The following is a 15,643-nucleotide window of genomic DNA, read 5'->3' as shown; positions in this document are numbered from 1 at the left end:
ATGCAAAAACACCGTGTTGTCTTCGTCCATGGGGCGGGCTCGTTCGGGGCCGCCGCCTGGCCGAAGCAGCATGGTATGGCCTTGCGTTTTGACGCGCTCTTCCTGAAGCGCCACGGTTTCGATGCCCAGGCCGAGCCCTTGGAATCGGATATCCCGGCAGATGTGGACATGCTCCTTGAGTGCCTTGGAGCCTCCGAAACCGTACCCGCCGGCGGTTCGGCGCGGGGCGGCCACGTCGTGGCGCACTCCCAAGGCGCGATTTCCGCCATGCTCGCCGCGGTGGAGCGGCCGGACCTTGTCCGTTCGCTCGTGTTGGTGGAGCCGGCGTGTTTGTCCTTGACGGCGGAGCTTCCGGCAACTGCTGCGTACAAGGCGCTCATGGAGCCGCTGTTCCGTGTCAGGCACGAGCTCAGCGATGACGACTACCAACGCGAATACCTGCGCCGGGCTTTTTCTTCCGAAGCGGCGGTCCCCGATACCCCGGAGGCCCGTCGGACGGCCCGCCGCCTGCGCTTGCAAGCCCCTCCCTGGGAGGCGCCCTTGCACATTGTCCCCGGCGTTCCCACGCTCGTCCTGACGGGTGGTTGGGAGCCACTCTATGAGGAGATTGCCGGCTACCTGCAGGAAACCGGTGCCCTCCACCGCATTGCGGCAGGAGGGCACCGGCCCAATGATTCAGTTGAAGGAGACCGGATTATCCGCTCCTTCATCGCGGACGTCAGCCGTGCCGGATCTGTCCACGCTTCCTGATCAGTTCACGTTTCCCGGGCCCGCCGTTGCGCCAGGCACTGACAGTTCCGGCAGGTAGACCTTGCCGCCTGAAGCGAGGAATTCCTCGCTCTTTTCGCGCATGCCGCTGTACATTTCCGCGATGGCAGCCTGGGAATCGGCGGAACCGTACTCGTCGCGGATGTCCTGGCTGATGCGCATGGAGCAGAACTTCGGTCCGCACATGGAGCAGAAGTGTGCGGTCTTGGCCGGTTCGGCCGGGAGTGTCTCGTCGTGGAACGCTTCGGCCGTGACCGGATCCAGGGACAGGGCGAACTGGTCGCGCCAGCGGAACTCGAAGCGTGCCTTGGACAAAGCATCGTCGCGTTCGTGAGCACCGGGGTGTCCCTTGGCGAGGTCGGCGGCATGGGCGGCGATCTTGTACGTGATCACGCCCGTCTTCACGTCGTCCTTGTTCGGCAGGCCAAGGTGTTCCTTCGGCGTGACGTAGCAAAGCATCGCCGTGCCGTAGCGGGCGATCTCGGTGGCGCCGATCGCCGAGGTGATGTGGTCGTATCCCGGCGCGACATCCGTGACGAGCGGGCCGAGCGTGTAGAACGGCGCGCCGTCACAGAGTTCCTGCTGGCGCTCGACATTCTCGCGGACAAGGTGGAACGGAATGTGGCCCGGACCTTCCACCATGACCTGGACGTCGTACTTCCATGCCCGCTTCGTGAGCTCGGCGAGCGTGTCCAGCTCGGCGAACTGCGCGGCGTCGTTCGCGTCCGCGGTCGCTCCCGGACGAAGCCCGTCGCCAAGCGAAAACGCGACGTCGTACTTGGCGAAGATTTCGCACAGCTCGTCGAAATGGGTGTACAGGAAGTTCTCCTCGTGGTGCGCCAGGCACCAGCCGGCCATGATCGAACCGCCGCGCGAAACGATGCCCGTGACCCGGTTGGCCGTCAGGGGGACGTAGCGCAGCAGCACACCGGCATGGATCGTCATGTAATCCACGCCCTGTTCGCACTGTTCAATGACAGTGTCCCTGAAGATTTCCCACGTGAGCTTGTTGGCTTCGCCGTTGACCTTTTCCAATGCCTGGTAGATGGGCACGGTTCCGATCGGAACAGGGGAGTTGCGGATGATCCACTCACGGGTGGTGTGGATGTCGTCGCCGGTGGACAGGTCCATGACCGTGTCGGCTCCCCATTGCGTCGCCCACTGCAGTTTGTCGACTTCTTCGGCGATCGAGCTGGTGACGGCGGAGTTGCCGATGTTGGCGTTGATCTTCACCAGGAAGGCCTTGCCGATGATCATCGGCTCGGACTCGGGGTGGTTGATGTTGTTCGGGATGATGGCCCGGCCGGCAGCAACCTCGCTGCGCACCAATTCGACGTCGCAGTTCTCGCGGAGGGCGACGTACTGCATTTCGGGCGTCACGATGCCTTGTTTGGCGTAGTGCATCTGGGTGACGGTTTTTCCGTCGATGGCACGGCGGGGGACGGGTTGCGCGCCTTTCCACTCATCCGAGGCGGCGCCGCGGCGCACGGCCGACTTGCCGTCGTCGAGCAGGTTGCGTTCGCGGCCACGGTACGCTTCGGTGTCACCGCGGGCTTCAATCCATTCGTTGCGGAAAGGCTGGAGGCCCACTACGGGATCGCTACCGGGGCCGGCCGTGCGGTACACCCGGAAAGGAGCATTCCCCTCGCCGTTCGGCGAGGGTTCCAAGGCGATTTCCGTTACTGGTACCCGGATTCCGGTCTCAGCGTCCTCGATGAACGCAAGCGAATGCGATTTCAGCGACTGCGTCACCTCGCGGTCCGCTTCATTTTGGGTAGGGCTAAGCTGTGCTTCTTTGGAGCTCACTTGAGTACTCACTTCCTTCGCCGGCATTACCCGGACAGGTTCGACGGTCGCAGGCTGCGTCAGCCTGATCTCAGCCCCTGGCAAGGGCCCCCGTGTGGTCGTAGACGAAGCTACCACACGCGGAAGCTGCTGTGGCGTACATGACAGGAAGGAACATGCCCGCGGCCGGGTAGGGCTCGGCCGAAATGCGCTGCGGTCCTACTCTGGAAACATGCCAGAGATCATCGAATTCAGCGGCGTGGCGCTGACCGGCCCGGAAGAAGAACGGCGCGGCCTGTGGTCGGTCGACGGACGATTGACCTTTGTCCGGCCGGACGGCGCGCCGTCGGCGATCCTCGATGGATGGGTGCTGCCGGGACTCGTGGACGCCCATTGCCATGTGGGCCTGGGCAAAGGCGGAGCGGTAGACGAAGAGACCGCCCGCGTGCAGGCCGCAACCGACCGGAACGCCGGAACCCTCCTCATCCGGGACGCCGGATCCGCCAGCGACACGCGCTGGTTGCAGCACCGGCCGGACATGCCCCGCATCATCCGTGCCGGACGGCACCTTGCCAGGAAGGGGAGGTACATCCGGGGACTGGCGGAAGAAGTCGAGCCGGAAGGCCTGGTGGAGGCGGTGCGCAAGCAGGCCCGCTTCGGGGACGGGTGGGTCAAGATCGTAGGGGATTGGATCGATCGTTCGGTGGGGGACCTCGGCCCGTCGTTCCCCGCGGCCGTGGTGAAGGACGCCGTCGCCGCCGCGCACGACGAAGGCGCCCGGGTTACAGCCCATTGCTTTGCCGAACAGACCATCGACGACGTGCTTGACGCCAGGATCGACTGCATCGAGCACGCCACAGGCTTACTTCCGAGGCATATTCCGCGATTGCTCGATCAGGGTGTCCCCATCGTCCCCACCCTCGTCAACATCGCGACCTTTCCGGACATTGTGCAACAAGCCGCGCCGAAATTCCCCTTGTACGCCGGCCACATGGCGGCGCTGTGGGAGCGCCGATACGAGCGGGTCCGTGAGGCGCATGAAGCCGGAATCCGGATTTACGCGGGAACGGACGCGGGCAGCGTCATCAAGCACGGCCGCATCGGCGAGGAAATCCTCGAGTTGCACCGGGCCGGGCTTCCTCCCGCGGCGGCCCTCGATTCCGCGTGCTGGTCCGCCCGGAACTGGCTCGGAGCGGACGGCATCAGCGAAGGTGCCAGTGCCGACGTCGTGCTTTATGCGAAGGATCCGCGCGCTTCGCTCGACGTCGTCCTGAATCCGCAGACGGTGGTTCTTAGGGGGAGCGTTGTGGACAAAGACGTCGATGAGGAATAAATTGAAGCTTCAAGTAATTTAGATATGTAAAGGGTCGTCGATGGGCGGCGACCACAAGAGCCGGGAGTTTCACATGACCACCACACCCAGCCAGGATCTCCTTCCTGCCGACCTGACCATGGGCACCGTGATGCTCAAAGTGGGGGACATGAAGCTCATGGCCGACTACTACCAGCGGGCCTTGGGCCTGGAGGTCGTCGCGGAGCAGGACGGCGGGCTCTACTACGGCAGGCTCGGCAAGCCGCTGGTGCACTTGGCGCCCGCTTCGGGACTCCAGATCCCGGGGCGTGGGGAAGCGGGCCTCTTCCACACAGCGTTGCTCTTCGAAGACCGGTCTTCCTTGGCCGCGACTGTCGCAACGGCCGCCCAGTATGAGCCGCACGCCTTCGCCGGAAGCGCGGACCACCTCGTGAGCGAAGCTTTCTACTTCACCGACCCCGAGGGCAACGGCATCGAGCTCTACTACGACAAGCCACGCGAAGGCTGGGAGTGGAACGGCGCCTCCGTAGTGATGGACAGCTTGCCGCTCCCGCCGCAGCGCTACCTCCAGCAATTCCTGAGCGAAGAATCGGTGACGGGCCAGCATGAGGCCGGTGCCGGCGTCGGGCACGTCCACCTCCAGGTCGGCGATGTCCAGACCGCCCACGACTTCTATGTCGACACCCTGGGCTTCGAGAAGACTGCCGGTTGGCACGGGCAGGCGCTCTTCGTCTCCGCCGGCGGCTACCACCACCACATGGCCATGAATGTCTGGAACAGCCGCGGCGCCGGTCCGCGCAAGGATACGCTCGGCCTTGGCGAAGTGGTCATCGAAGTTCCGTCAGGTGACGACGTCGGCGCGCTCGCCGACCGCCTCAAGGTCGCCGGAATTTCTTCCCACCACACGGGAGCGGAGTTGCGCTTCGAAGACCCGTGGCGCAACCGCCTCCGGATCGCCGTCCGCTAGCAAGCTAAACTTGGGGCTTGATGGCGTGGCGCCTGTTTCAGGCGCCGCGCCGCGCTCCGTCGGCACCACTGAATGAGGGTAGTTTCCATGGGCTTTGCTGAAATTTTTGTTGCCACCCACGATGAAGCAATCAAGCGGGCATCCGCCCTCGAGAAGGGGAGTGGAGTTGCGGGAAGCGCGGTGCGGATCCCGGACATCAGCGACTTCGAAGTGGAGCAACTCGGCGATCTTGCCGGAACGGCCGTGCATGCCGCAGGCGCCGACTACGAACTCGCCTTGGTGGATGTTGCCAGCGATGCGTTGCTTGGCGTACCTGAAGCCATGGTGCGGGCCTTGTCCGAACTGCTGAGCTACGAGACCGAGGGCGAAGGAAGCGTGCTCGAGGACGTCGCGGATCAGTGGGCGGCCCAGGAGGACATGCCTTTCGATGCGAGGCAATCACGCCTGTACGTCCAGCAGTTGGCCGCGCTCGCCACTGATGTGGACAAGGTCGACCGCGCCGGGCTGTATGTCTGGTCCGTAGGGGAGTAGCCGCCGCCCGACCCGCCGGCCGGCCGCGGTTCGAAATCCTGTCCGCCATCTGGCACAATGGACAGGTACTTGATCCTCGCGGCCCCTCTCTCCGTGGGTGCATCTTGTCCTTGGAACCCTCAAGTATGGCCCGCCCCACGGGAGCAGAACGACGGGTTCAACCCCGTTTCAGAAACAGGAGTGACCACAAAAGTGGCCGTAAAGATTCGCCTCAAGCGCTTCGGTAAGATGCGCGCACCGTACTACCGCATCGTCGTCATGGACTCCCGCGCCAAGCGCGATGGCCGTGCAATCGAAGAGATCGGCAAGTACCACCCCACCGAGGAGCCCTCGTACATCGAGGTTGCCTCCGAGCGTGCCCAGTACTGGCTGTCCGTCGGCGCGCAGCCGACCGAGCAGGTTGCCGCGATCCTGAAGATCACCGGTGACTGGCAGAAGTTCAAGGGCCTCCCGGGCCAGGAAGGCACGCTGAAGACCAAGGTCGAGAAGCCTGCTTTCGTTGCGCCGGAGAAGGGTTCCGTCATCATCCCGGAAGCCATCACCAAGAAGGCGAAGCAGGCTGAGGCTTCCGAGGAAGCTGCAGAAGCAGAGACCACCGAGGCTGAGTAGATTGCTGGCAGAAGCGCTCGAACACCTGGTCCGTGGGATCGTTGACAGCCCCGAGGACGTCAAGGTCACTGCCAAGAACAACCGCCGTGGGGAGTCCCTCGAGGTGCGCGTTCACCAGGACGACCTCGGACGGGTGATCGGTCGCCAAGGACGCACCGCGCGCGCATTGCGCACTGTGATTGCGGCCTTGGCGGGCGGCGAACAGGTCAGGGTCGACGTCGTCGACACCGACCGCCGCCGGTAACGCGCTCAGCAGTACTTGTCTTTGGTCCCGCCCCTTCACCGCACGTCGGTGGAGGGGCCGGATTGTTTTACGAGGGCGGGACCGATTTTCAGCCGGGTCCAGCCTTGCCCCTCCCCGGCCCAGCGAGAAATCAGAGGAATCCCATGCAGGTCCAGGTTGCCCGAATCGGCAAACCCCACGGAATCCGTGGCGAAGTCACCGTCCAGGTGCTCACCGACGCTCCCGACGAGCGATTCGTCCGGGGAACCGAATTTGTGGTGGAACCGGCAAAAGCCGGGCCTTTGACCATCAAGAGCGCCCGCTGGAACAAGGACATCCTGTTGCTTGGCTTCGAAGAAGTCGCCACGCGCAACCAGGCAGAGGAACTCCGGGGCGCGAAGCTGTTCATCGAGACCGAAGAGCTTGACGAGGACGACGACGAAGGCTGGTACGAACACGAACTGCTCGGCCTCGACGCGCGCGTCGGCTCGCAGACCGTGGGCAAAGTAACCGCGCTCAACACGATGCCCGTGCAGGACCTCCTCGTCATCGAAGACGCTGCGGGCCGTGAGATCCTCGTGCCGTTTGTCGAGGAGATCGTCCCCGAGGTCAACCTCGAAGAAGGCTATGTCCTCCTCACGCCGCCGGCCGGCCTCTTTGAGCTGAACGTCGACGACGCCGAAGGCGCCGGCTCCTCGAACGGGGACTAGATGCGCATCGACGTCGTCAGCATCTTTCCTGAGTACCTGGCTCCGCTTGAGCTCTCGCTCATAGGGAAAGCCCGGCAGGATGGTCTCCTGGAACTGAATGTCCACGACCTGCGGACCTTCACCACGGATAAGCACCGAACTGTGGACGATACCCCGTATGGCGGTGGGGCCGGCATGGTGATGAAGCCGGAGCCGTGGGCCCAGGCGTTGGAATCCATCGCTACGGGCGGGACGACCCCTGAAGGCGGGGCTGCCAAGAAGCCTGTCCTGATCGTCCCCTCACCGGCGGGGGAGCGCTTCAACCAGGCCCTCGCCTACGAGTTGGCCGAAGAGGAACAACTCGTCTTTGCCTGCGGGCGGTACGAGGGGATTGACGAACGCGTCATCGAGTGGGCGGCCGGCCATTTCACCGTCCGGCCCATGAGCTTGGGAGATTACGTCCTCAACGGTGGAGAAGTTGCCGTCCTGGCAATGGTTGAGGCCATCGGGCGGTTGCTTCCCGGCGTCGTCGGCAACCCGGAGTCGCTCGTGGAGGAGTCCCACTCGGACGGCTTGCTTGAGTATCCGGTCTACACGAAGCCTTCTTCCTGGCGGGATCGGGACGTGCCGGCCATCCTCTTGAGCGGCAACCACGGCAAGATCGCGCAATGGCGCCGCCATGAGCAGTTTCGCCGCACCGCGGCGCGCCGTCCCGACTTGCTGGCAGAGTTCGACGCCGGTGCGCTGACCCGGGCGGACAAGGCAGCTTTCGGGGAACTGGGCTATGACGTCGTCGACGGCCGGCTGCTCCTCCGCCCGGAGGCCGGTTCCGCGGACTGAGCCCGCCGCCGTCGGGCACTTTCCCCTGATGCCCCGCCGCAACAGGCGCCCTGAGCGCGGGATTGGCTGGAACTTTCGAGGTGTGGCAGAATTAACCCTTGTGTCTACTGGGTTCGCGCCTGCCACAGGGGGAGCGACACCAACAGCATGACAACCCGGAACCATCAAACAGCGGTGGGATCGGGCATTGAATCTTCGGCGGTTATTTCCGGATGGCCTTGTGCCCCGGGCTTGCCCGCCGTGACCCAAAGTGGATGACCTGTGGCGTTCACCAGGAGTGGATTAATGCATATCCTCGATAGCGTAGATGCAGCTTCGCTGCGCACCGATGTTCCCGTGTTCCGCGCGGGTGACACCATCAAGGTTCACGTGAACATCATCGAAGGCAAGAACACCCGTGTCCAGGTATTCCAGGGCTTCGTCCTTGGCCGCCAGGGCGATGGCGTCCGTGAAACCTTCACCGTCCGCAAGGTTTCCTTCGGTGTCGGCGTCGAGCGTACCTTCCCGGTACACTCCCCGATCATCGAAAAGATCGAGGTCGTCACCAAGGGTGACGTCCGCCGCGCCAAGCTTTACTACATGCGCGCACTGCGCGGTAAGGCTGCGAAGATCAAGGAAAAGCGCGACTTCACCGCTGCCAAGTAGGTCTAGCGACCGCCAGCGGGTTCTGGATTCGTGACCGGCCCGTGCCGGAGAAATCCGCAACGCAACAGGAAACGAATCATGGACCACGCAGAACGCCAGCCCCGGAAACGGGGCTGGCGTTTTGTTTTGCTCGCGTTGGTCCTGGCGGTGGCCATCAGCGGACTTGTCCGGTCCCTTTGGCTCGACGTCTACTTCATTCCTTCGGAATCAATGGAGCCGCTCCTGGGCACTGGAGACCGGATCCTCGTCTCGCGGACGGACTTCGCCGCGGACCCCATCCGTCGCGGAGACATCGTGGTTTTCGACGGCAGGGGTACTTTTGCTCCGTTGAACAGCGGCAAGGGTCCGCTCGCTGACGCAGTCGGTGCACTCGGGCACTGGCTGGGCCTGACTGGTAGTGACACGACGTATGTCAAACGCGTCATAGGGCTTCCCGGCGACCACGTTGTATGTTGCGGGGCCGGCGGTAAGCTCACAGTCAACGGCCAGCCGCTTGAGGAACCCTATATTTATCCGGGGGACACGCCGAGCGAGGAGAAATTCGATGTCATCGTGCCGCAGGACAGGTTGTGGCTGATGGGGGACCATCGTTCACGGTCCGCCGACTCGCGTAGCCTCCTGGGTGCGCCGGGCGGGGGAATGGTGCCGCTGGAGCGCGTCATCGGGCGTCCGGTCCAGATCCTCTGGCCGCTTGATAGATTTGCAGCACTGCCTCGCCCCGCGCAGGCCACACCTTCGAAGAACGGACAGTAGATGCCGGACATAACTCCCGGGAAGCCAGAACGGCACGAAGACGAGGCCGAGGTCCTGGGCGCGCAGTCTGTTCCCGGTGGCGAGGCCGATCCCGACGACGTTCCCGGCCGGACGGAACCGGCACCTCCACCGTCCCGGCGTGCGGCCCGGCGCGGGACGGCCCCGGACGGGGAGAGTGCAGGCCAACGCAGCCCTTTCCTCAGCTGGCTTCGGGAAATCGCCACTGTGGTTGTCATTGCCGTGGTGTTGTCGTTCTTGATCAAGACTTTCCTGTTCCGCGCGTTTTACATTCCCTCCGAATCCATGGTCAACACGCTCGACGTGAACGACCGGATTTTCGTCAACCTCCTGGTGCCGCAGCCTTTTGCGCTGCAGCACGGAGACGTCGTGGTCTTCAAGGATTCGCAGGGTTGGCTGCCGGCTACCCAGAAGGCGACGCCCGGCCCGTTCTCGTGGGTCCAGGACGCCCTGGTCTTCGTCGGCTTGCTTCCGGATGAGACCAACCAGCACCTTGTCAAGCGGGTCATCGGGCTCCCGGGCGACCACGTGACGTGTTGTGACAGTTCGGCGCGGGTCAGCATCAACGGAACCGTCCTCAACGAAACCTACATCAATCCGGCCCAAGTCCCCGAGGCCAAACCCTTTGATGTAGTGGTCCCGCAAGGGAAAATCTGGGTTATGGGAGATAACCGCAACAACTCGGCGGACTCGCGCGAACACACGGCGGTCAACGGCGGATTCATCAACATCTCCGACGTCGAGGGCAAGGCCACGGTGATCGCCTGGCCCATCAACCGCTGGCAGATCATCGACAACCATTCCGACGTCTTCCGCGACGTTCCTGCGCCGTCCCCGCAAAACACGTCCTCGCCTACGGCTCCAGCGGGCAAATAGTGGCCTCCGTCGCCGCACGGATCCGAAAGGTTCCGGGCTTTCCTACCCTCGACGTCGAACGGGGATTCCTCGCCCCGGGCGTCAGGTTGCTCGCGGGCGTGGACGAAGTGGGCCGCGGAGCCCTCGCTGGACCGGTTTCCGTGGGAATTGTGGTCGTGGACCTCGAAGACCACGGATTGCTCGCCGACGTTCGCGACAGCAAGTTGCTCAAGCCCGACGACCGGGAGCGGTTGGAACCCCTGGTCCGGGAATGGGCCCTCGCCTCGGCCGTGGGCCATGCGAGCTCGGCTGAGATCGATACGCTCGGGATTATCGGGGCTCTGCGACTTGCAGGGACACGGGCGTGGTTCGAAATCCTTGCCGGGGGCGTGAGTCCGGACATCGTGTTGCTCGACGGCAGCCACAACTGGCTCTCGGTGCCAAGCCAAATCTCGCTCTTCGATGCTGAGCCCGCCGTGCCGGCATGCGAGGCGCCCGTACATACCAGGGTCAAAGCGGACATGAGCTGCCTCAGCGTCGCAGCTGCCAGCGTCCTGGCCAAAGTGGCCAGGGACCGTATTATGGTCGAACTTCATTCCGAATATCCGGGTTTCGCCTGGAACGAGAACAAGGGCTACGCAACCGCCTCGCACCGCGATGCGCTCCGACTGGCCGGCCCGACCCCATACCACCGGACCAGCTGGAACCTGATTTAGCTTCTGTTGGTTCCGTCATGGCCTGTCCCGCAAGGGGAAGCTGGCGGCACTCAACCGCTCCATGGTGCAAGATGGAACTATGAGTGCCGAGGATCTTGAGAACTATGAAACCGACATGGAGTTGCAGCTCTACCGCGAATACCGCGACGTCGTCGGATTATTCAGCTACGTTGTCGAGACCGAACGCCGGTTCTACTTGGCTAACCACGTTGACCTGCAAGCCCGCAGCGCGGATGGCGAGGTCTACTTCGACCTGACGCTCCAGGACGCCTGGGTCTGGGATGTGTACCGCTCGGCCCGTTTCGTGAAGAACGTCAGGGTCATTACGTTCAAGGACGTCAACGTGGAGGAGTTGCCGCGGAACGAGGAGCTCTCCTTGCCGAAGGACGGCGACCTTGGAGACTTGGGCGATCTCGGCGACTTGGGCAACTGACCCTACCCGCTGCTCCTCCACACCGTTCGTTTGACGAAGTTTTCCACATAGCCGATCCGACACCTGCCAGCGGACCTGCCGAACCTCCACGCTAGTAGTGGAGGTGGTTATGAAAGCCAAAGACTTGTTGGGCCGGCACGGTGAAACATTGGCCGTCGGATTCCTTGAAGACCAGGGAATGCGCATTGTGGACCGCAATTGGAGATGTCCAGACGGCGAGATCGACATCGTGGCGCTCGACGGCGACACACTGGTGATCGCCGAGGTCAAGACTCGGAAGAACCTGGCCTACGGGCATCCTTTCGAAGCCATCGACGCTGCCAAACTCGCGCGCCTTCATCGCCTGGCCTCGAACTGGTGCCGTGAGCACGAGTTCCGTACGGCGCTGCGAAGGGTGGACGTGGTGGGCATTGTCGACGGCGGCTCGGACGAACCAACGCTCGAACACCTCAAGGGCGTGGGCTAGATGGGCGTTGGCAGGAGCTATTCCGTGGCGTTGCTCGGCCTCAACGGCTACATCGTCGAGGTAGAGGCGGACATCGGCCAGACCCTCCCGAACTTCGTGATCCTCGGGCTGCCGGACGCGTCCCTTAACGAAGCCAAGGAACGGATTCGATCGGCCGCCCAAAACTCGGGAATCCCGTTGAGCCGCCGGAAGATTACGGCAAACCTCATTCCTGCGTCCTTGCCAAAGCGAGGCTCGGGTTTTGACCTTGCCATCACTATGGCGGCCTTGCGCGCTGCCGGCGATATCCGCTCGACGGAAGATACCGTCTTTCTGTCCGAACTAGGCTTGGACGGCAGGCTCAGGCCTGTGCGGGGCGTCCTGCCGGCTGTAATGGCTGCGGTGCGGGCGGGCCACCACCAGATCGTCGTAGCCCAAGCCAACGTCGCCGAGGCGCGGCTTGTTCCCGGTGCTGTCGTCCGAGGCTACAAGACCCTCGCCCGCCTTGCTTTCGATTTCGGCGCCGAACCCAAGGACCTGGCCTTGGACTACGACCCCGTTGAAGAGGAGCCGGTCAGCGACGCCGACACCGGTGACCTCATTGCCCCGGACTTGTGCGACGTCTCGGGGCAACACGATGCCCGGCGGGCCCTGGAAGTGGCGGCTGCCGGAGCACATCACGTACTGCTGTGCGGACCGCCTGGGGCGGGCAAAACGATGCTCGCGGAGCGCCTTCCGGGACTCTTGCCGGATCTGGGCGACCAGGAAGCCATGGAAGTCACGGCGATCCATTCGCTCGCGGCTGTCCAGGTCGATTCAGTCCATCTGCTGCGCCGTCCGCCCTTTGAGAACCCGCATCACAGCGCTACGGCCGCGGCGATCATCGGCGGAGGTTCCGGCCTTCCAAGGCCCGGTGCGGCGTCCCGGGCACACCGCGGAGTGTTATTCCTCGACGAGGCCCCGGAGTACGAACGCCGGGTGCTCGACGCTTTGCGGCAACCCTTGGAGAGCGGCGAGCTCGTCATCCACCGCTCCGCGGGGACAGCAGCGTACCCTGCCCGCTTCCAGCTTGTCCTCGCCGCCAATCCCTGCCCATGCGGGAAGGCGACTGGCAAAGGCGTCGAATGCACGTGCACGCCAGTGATGCGGCGCCGCTACTTCGGGCGCATGTCCGGGCCGTTGCTCGACCGCGTGGACATCCAGCTTTCCGTAGAACGCGTCTCGCTCGCGGACTTCGGGCAGGCAACCGTGGAAGAGGACACCGCCACTGTCGCACAAAGGGTAGGGGCCGCGCGGTCCCGGCAACGCGAACGGCTGGCGATCTTCGGTATGGAGACCAACGCGCAGGTTCCCGGGCGCATCCTGCGCGGTGAATTGCGCCTTCCAGCCGCGGCCACTCGCATCCTTGACACCTCCCTCGAGCGGGGAATCCTCACGGCAAGGGGCTATGACCGGGTTTTGCGTCTCGCGTGGACTTTGGCGGACTTGGACTATCGCGATCAGCCCGGCGCCGACGACATCGGGCAAGCCCTCGGATTGAGGCAGGCGGTAGCGGCCGCATGAAAGGAAACGCCATGACTGACCATGAACCGGCCCTGGCCAAATCGGAGGCGCCTTCAAGCGAGCGTTTAGCCCGGGCAGCGTTGTCGCGGCTGATGGAGCCGCAAGACGCCACTGGACTCGCTTTGGTGCGTGCAGCTGGACCGGCCGACGCCTTGAGGATTGCGAGCGGTCAAGTGGCTTTCGGTCCAGCCCTTCAGCAGGAGGTCACCTCCCTGTTGGTGGACAGCGGGGCCGCCCCGGCAGCTGCCAGCCTGGCCTCTGCTTTGCAACGGTGGAAGCCGCGTGTTGGCGATCTGGCCCCCGAGCGGGACCTGGCCACCATGCAACGCCTCGGTGGCCGCTTGCTCGTCCCCGGGGACCGGCTTTGGCCGGCCCAGTTGGCCGATCTTGACCTCCATGAACCGTTGTGCCTGTGGTGGCGGGGAAGCGAGCTGGAGTTCCCCGTCATCCAGAAGGCCGTGGCAATAGTCGGCTCCCGCGACAGTACCAGTTATGGCTCCTCGGTCACCGGCGACTTCGGTTACGGCCTCGGGCAGCGCGGCTACACGGTGGTATCGGGTGGCGCCTACGGAATCGATGCCCATGCCCACCGCGGCGCCTTGGCGGGAGGGACCAACGCCATGCCGACCGTGGCCGTCATGGCCGGGGGCGTGGATCGATACTACCCGGCGGGAAACGAAGACCTCCTTCGTGCAGTTGCGAATCAGGGCGCCGTGATTGCCGAGGTTCCACCGGGCTCAGCGCCAACCCGGTACCGCTTCCTCCAGCGGAACAGGATCATTGCGGCTTTGGCATCCGTGACGGTTGTGGTTGAAGCCCGTTGGCGCTCGGGAGCCCTGAACACGGCGCACCATGCCGAATCCATGGGCAGGGTGGTCGCAGCCGTCCCCGGCTCGATTCACAGCGCCAACTCGGCTGGATGCCATCGGCTGCTCCGGGACGGTGGTGCTGTTTGCGTCACGGATGTGGGCGAAATCGTCGAACTTGCCGGAGCCAGCGGTGAGGGACTCGTCGGCGACAAAGACACTGAGGCTTCCGAGCACGACGGACTGACACTCGAAGATTTGATTCTTCTGGACGCCCTGCCACTCCGGTCCACGAGCTCGGTCGAGAAACTCGCTGTGGTCGCGGGACTCAGTCAGAATTCGGTCAAAGCGGGGCTCGGGCGTCTCGGCTTGTTGGGCTTGGCCGTCTCCGTCAGCGGTGGCTGGAAGCGCTCGGGGAAGAAAGGCTGAAGCCGGCGTGGAGTAATGCGGCTGAGCGTGGCGATGCCAGCCGCACCGCCACAGAGCTGGCAGAGTGGGATGGTGCAGGAGAATCCGCTTCCCGAGAGGCTCGACCGGTCCGTGCAGGACTTTCGCCGGTACTTGGAGGGCGAACGCGCCAGGTCGGTCCATACAGTGCGGGCGTATCTGGCCGATGTCGAAAGCCTGTTGTATTTCGCCGTCGCTGAAGGCGTTGTCGATCTTCCTGCCCTGGAACTTGGAACGCTCCGGCGCTGGCTGGGTTCGCAGAGCGAGGGCGGCATGTCCCGGGCAACCCTTGCCCGTCGGGCTGCCACGGCCAGGGCGTTCACGTCCTGGGCACTGAGGGAGGAGCTGATTTCAGTCGACCCGGCTCTTCGGCTCCAAGCCCCTAAACGCGACCACCCACTGCCCGGCGTGCTCCACCGGCAACAAATCGGCAGGATTCTTGAACGCTTGGAAGAAGACGCCCATGAAGGCTCGCCGATCGCCGTGCGGAACCGGGCCGTCGTCGAGCTCCTCTACGCCACGGGAATCCGGGTTGGTGAGCTTGTCGGCTTGGACATCGACGACCTTGACACGGATCGCCGGACCCTTCGCGTTCTGGGCAAAGGTAACAAGGAACGGACGGTCCCCTTCGGCGTACCGGCGGCGCTCGCCGTCGACGATTGGCTTCGGCGGGGCCGCGGTCGGCTCGTGACGGAACGCAGTGGACCGGCGCTTTTCCTCGGTGCGCGTGGGAACAGGATGGACCAGCGCCAAGCCCGGACGGTTGTCAGCGAACTTCTGGAAGCGCTGGGGGATACCGCTGCGAGCGGTCCCCACGCCCTGCGTCACACGGCCGCCACGCACCTGCTCGACGGCGGGGCAGACCTCCGGGCAGTCCAGGAAATCCTTGGCCACAGCAGCCTTGCGACCACCCAGATCTATACTCATGTATCTGTGGAAAGGCTCCGGAATAGCTACCAACAAGCCCATCCGAGGGCGTAAATCATGACCGCTCGTGAACCGGGCTCGACCCATAACGTCGCAAATGTCCCACGCCGGAATCGCACTGGCGTAATTCCGGCGGGTACGGCAAAATGAAAGCAACGTCGGGGAACTCTCACCTTCTAGTTGAATGTTTCTCCGGCGTGCAAAAAATCGAATTCAACGCAAAAGCCAAATATCGCAGGAAGCAGGGATAGCCAGGATCAACCGAATCGCGTGACACCCGCGCAACAAACTTTCATCCAGGCGGAGGTCGT

18 protein-coding genes and 1 riboswitch are annotated in these 15,643 nt (G+C 63.9%); of the genes, 17 read left to right on the top strand and 1 reads right to left on the bottom strand.

All coding sequences use genetic code 11. The features are described 5' to 3' along the window. Positions 1–750: an alpha/beta hydrolase gene (locus ABCW42_RS13100; RefSeq protein ID WP_423181649.1), complete on the top strand. Its 750-nt coding sequence runs from the start codon at positions 1–3 to the stop codon at positions 748–750. Here ABCW42_RS13100 and thiC read toward each other — a convergent pair whose 3' ends face one another. Continuing rightward, positions 751–2,574 carry a phosphomethylpyrimidine synthase ThiC gene (thiC, locus tag ABCW42_RS13095; protein WP_423181648.1) on the bottom strand — a complete coding sequence of 608 codons (1,824 nt, stop codon included), beginning with the start codon at positions 2,572–2,574 and terminating at the stop codon, positions 751–753. It lies immediately after the preceding gene. Further along, positions 2,570–2,678: riboswitch (TPP riboswitch) on the bottom strand. It overlaps the preceding gene by 5 nt. A 107-nt stretch (positions 2,679–2,785) precedes the next feature. Between thiC and ABCW42_RS13090 the strand changes: the two genes are divergently transcribed. From ABCW42_RS13090 to ABCW42_RS13015, 16 genes are all read left to right on the top strand, one after another. Further along, a complete protein-coding gene (locus ABCW42_RS13090; protein ID WP_423181647.1) occupies positions 2,786–3,886 on the top strand; it encodes an amidohydrolase family protein in 1,101 nt (366 codons plus the stop codon). A gap of 73 nt (positions 3,887–3,959) precedes the next feature. Then, entirely contained in the window at positions 3,960–4,832 is an 873-nt protein-coding gene (locus tag ABCW42_RS13085; RefSeq protein ID WP_423181646.1) for a VOC family protein, read from the top strand. An 87-nt stretch (positions 4,833–4,919) separates the two neighbouring features. Continuing rightward, on the top strand, positions 4,920–5,363 hold the full coding sequence (locus tag ABCW42_RS13080) for a hypothetical protein (RefSeq protein ID WP_423181645.1): 444 nt from the start codon (positions 4,920–4,922) through the stop codon (positions 5,361–5,363). A 192-nt stretch (positions 5,364–5,555) separates the two neighbouring features. Next, positions 5,556–5,972, top strand: a complete 417-nt coding sequence (gene rpsP / locus ABCW42_RS13075) for a 30S ribosomal protein S16 (RefSeq protein ID WP_423181644.1) — start codon at positions 5,556–5,558, stop codon at positions 5,970–5,972. 1 nt (position 5,973) lies between these two features. Further along, entirely contained in the window at positions 5,974–6,216 is a 243-nt protein-coding gene (locus ABCW42_RS13070; RefSeq protein WP_133204373.1) for an RNA-binding protein, read from the top strand. Positions 6,217–6,359: 143 nt separating this feature from the next. After that, positions 6,360–6,905, top strand: coding sequence for a ribosome maturation factor RimM (rimM, locus tag ABCW42_RS13065; RefSeq protein WP_423181643.1), 546 nt, complete (start codon positions 6,360–6,362; stop codon positions 6,903–6,905). After that, positions 6,906–7,724, top strand: a complete 819-nt coding sequence (gene trmD / locus ABCW42_RS13060) for a tRNA (guanosine(37)-N1)-methyltransferase TrmD (RefSeq protein ID WP_423181642.1) — start codon at positions 6,906–6,908, stop codon at positions 7,722–7,724. Positions 7,725–8,009: 285 nt separating this feature from the next. Next, positions 8,010–8,369 (top strand): 50S ribosomal protein L19, encoded by a 360-nt coding sequence (gene rplS / locus ABCW42_RS13055; RefSeq protein WP_133204370.1) that lies wholly within the window; start codon positions 8,010–8,012, stop codon positions 8,367–8,369. A 78-nt stretch (positions 8,370–8,447) separates the two neighbouring features. Continuing rightward, positions 8,448–9,122, top strand: coding sequence for a signal peptidase I (gene lepB, locus ABCW42_RS13050; RefSeq protein WP_423181641.1), 675 nt, complete (start codon positions 8,448–8,450; stop codon positions 9,120–9,122). Next, on the top strand, positions 9,123–10,016 hold the full coding sequence (lepB, locus tag ABCW42_RS13045) for a signal peptidase I (protein ID WP_423181640.1): 894 nt from the start codon (positions 9,123–9,125) through the stop codon (positions 10,014–10,016). Continuing rightward, a complete protein-coding gene (locus ABCW42_RS13040; protein ID WP_423181639.1) occupies positions 10,016–10,711 on the top strand; it encodes a ribonuclease HII in 696 nt (231 codons plus the stop codon). The genes lepB (ABCW42_RS13045) and ABCW42_RS13040 overlap by 1 nt, the downstream gene beginning before the upstream one ends. 79 nt (positions 10,712–10,790) lie before the next feature. Further along, a complete protein-coding gene (locus ABCW42_RS13035) occupies positions 10,791–11,144 on the top strand; it encodes a DUF2469 domain-containing protein (RefSeq protein WP_133204366.1) in 354 nt (117 codons plus the stop codon). A 109-nt stretch (positions 11,145–11,253) separates the two neighbouring features. Continuing rightward, positions 11,254–11,610 (top strand): YraN family protein, encoded by a 357-nt coding sequence (locus ABCW42_RS13030; protein ID WP_423181638.1) that lies wholly within the window; start codon positions 11,254–11,256, stop codon positions 11,608–11,610. After that, positions 11,611–13,152 carry a YifB family Mg chelatase-like AAA ATPase gene (locus ABCW42_RS13025; protein ID WP_423181637.1) on the top strand — a complete coding sequence of 514 codons (1,542 nt, stop codon included), beginning with the start codon at positions 11,611–11,613 and terminating at the stop codon, positions 13,150–13,152. A gap of 11 nt (positions 13,153–13,163) precedes the next feature. Beyond that, a complete protein-coding gene (gene dprA / locus ABCW42_RS13020; protein ID WP_423181636.1) occupies positions 13,164–14,387 on the top strand; it encodes a DNA-processing protein DprA in 1,224 nt (407 codons plus the stop codon). Positions 14,388–14,456: 69 nt separating this feature from the next. Next, positions 14,457–15,386 (top strand): tyrosine recombinase XerC, encoded by a 930-nt coding sequence (locus ABCW42_RS13015; RefSeq protein WP_423181635.1) that lies wholly within the window; start codon positions 14,457–14,459, stop codon positions 15,384–15,386. Positions 15,387–15,643: the final 257 nt, after the last annotated feature.

This window comes from Arthrobacter sp. NyZ413 (assembly GCF_049390645.1).
Lineage (GTDB): Bacteria > Actinomycetota > Actinomycetes > Actinomycetales > Micrococcaceae > Arthrobacter.
This window is presented reverse-complemented; position numbering and strand designations above follow the sequence as displayed.

Excerpts from the sequence above, each read along its gene's own strand:
- ABCW42_RS13100 (WP_423181649.1), top strand. The coding sequence starts at position 1 with ATGCAAAAACACCGTGTTGTCTTCGTCCATGGGGCGGGCTCGTTCGGG.
- ABCW42_RS13090 (WP_423181647.1), top strand. The coding sequence starts at position 2,786 with ATGCCAGAGATCATCGAATTCAGCGGCGTGGCGCTGACCGGCCCGGAA.
- ABCW42_RS13085 (WP_423181646.1), top strand. The coding sequence starts at position 3,960 with ATGACCACCACACCCAGCCAGGATCTCCTTCCTGCCGACCTGACCATG.
- ABCW42_RS13080 (WP_423181645.1), top strand. The coding sequence starts at position 4,920 with ATGGGCTTTGCTGAAATTTTTGTTGCCACCCACGATGAAGCAATCAAG.
- rimM (WP_423181643.1), top strand. The coding sequence starts at position 6,360 with ATGCAGGTCCAGGTTGCCCGAATCGGCAAACCCCACGGAATCCGTGGC.
- trmD (WP_423181642.1), top strand. The coding sequence starts at position 6,906 with ATGCGCATCGACGTCGTCAGCATCTTTCCTGAGTACCTGGCTCCGCTT.
- rplS (WP_133204370.1), top strand. The coding sequence starts at position 8,010 with ATGCATATCCTCGATAGCGTAGATGCAGCTTCGCTGCGCACCGATGTT.
- lepB (WP_423181641.1), top strand. The coding sequence starts at position 8,448 with ATGGACCACGCAGAACGCCAGCCCCGGAAACGGGGCTGGCGTTTTGTT.
- lepB (WP_423181640.1), top strand. The coding sequence starts at position 9,123 with ATGCCGGACATAACTCCCGGGAAGCCAGAACGGCACGAAGACGAGGCC.
- ABCW42_RS13035 (WP_133204366.1), top strand. The coding sequence starts at position 10,791 with ATGAGTGCCGAGGATCTTGAGAACTATGAAACCGACATGGAGTTGCAG.
- ABCW42_RS13030 (WP_423181638.1), top strand. The coding sequence starts at position 11,254 with ATGAAAGCCAAAGACTTGTTGGGCCGGCACGGTGAAACATTGGCCGTC.
- ABCW42_RS13025 (WP_423181637.1), top strand. The coding sequence starts at position 11,611 with ATGGGCGTTGGCAGGAGCTATTCCGTGGCGTTGCTCGGCCTCAACGGC.
- dprA (WP_423181636.1), top strand. The coding sequence starts at position 13,164 with ATGACTGACCATGAACCGGCCCTGGCCAAATCGGAGGCGCCTTCAAGC.
- ABCW42_RS13015 (WP_423181635.1), top strand. The coding sequence starts at position 14,457 with ATGGTGCAGGAGAATCCGCTTCCCGAGAGGCTCGACCGGTCCGTGCAG.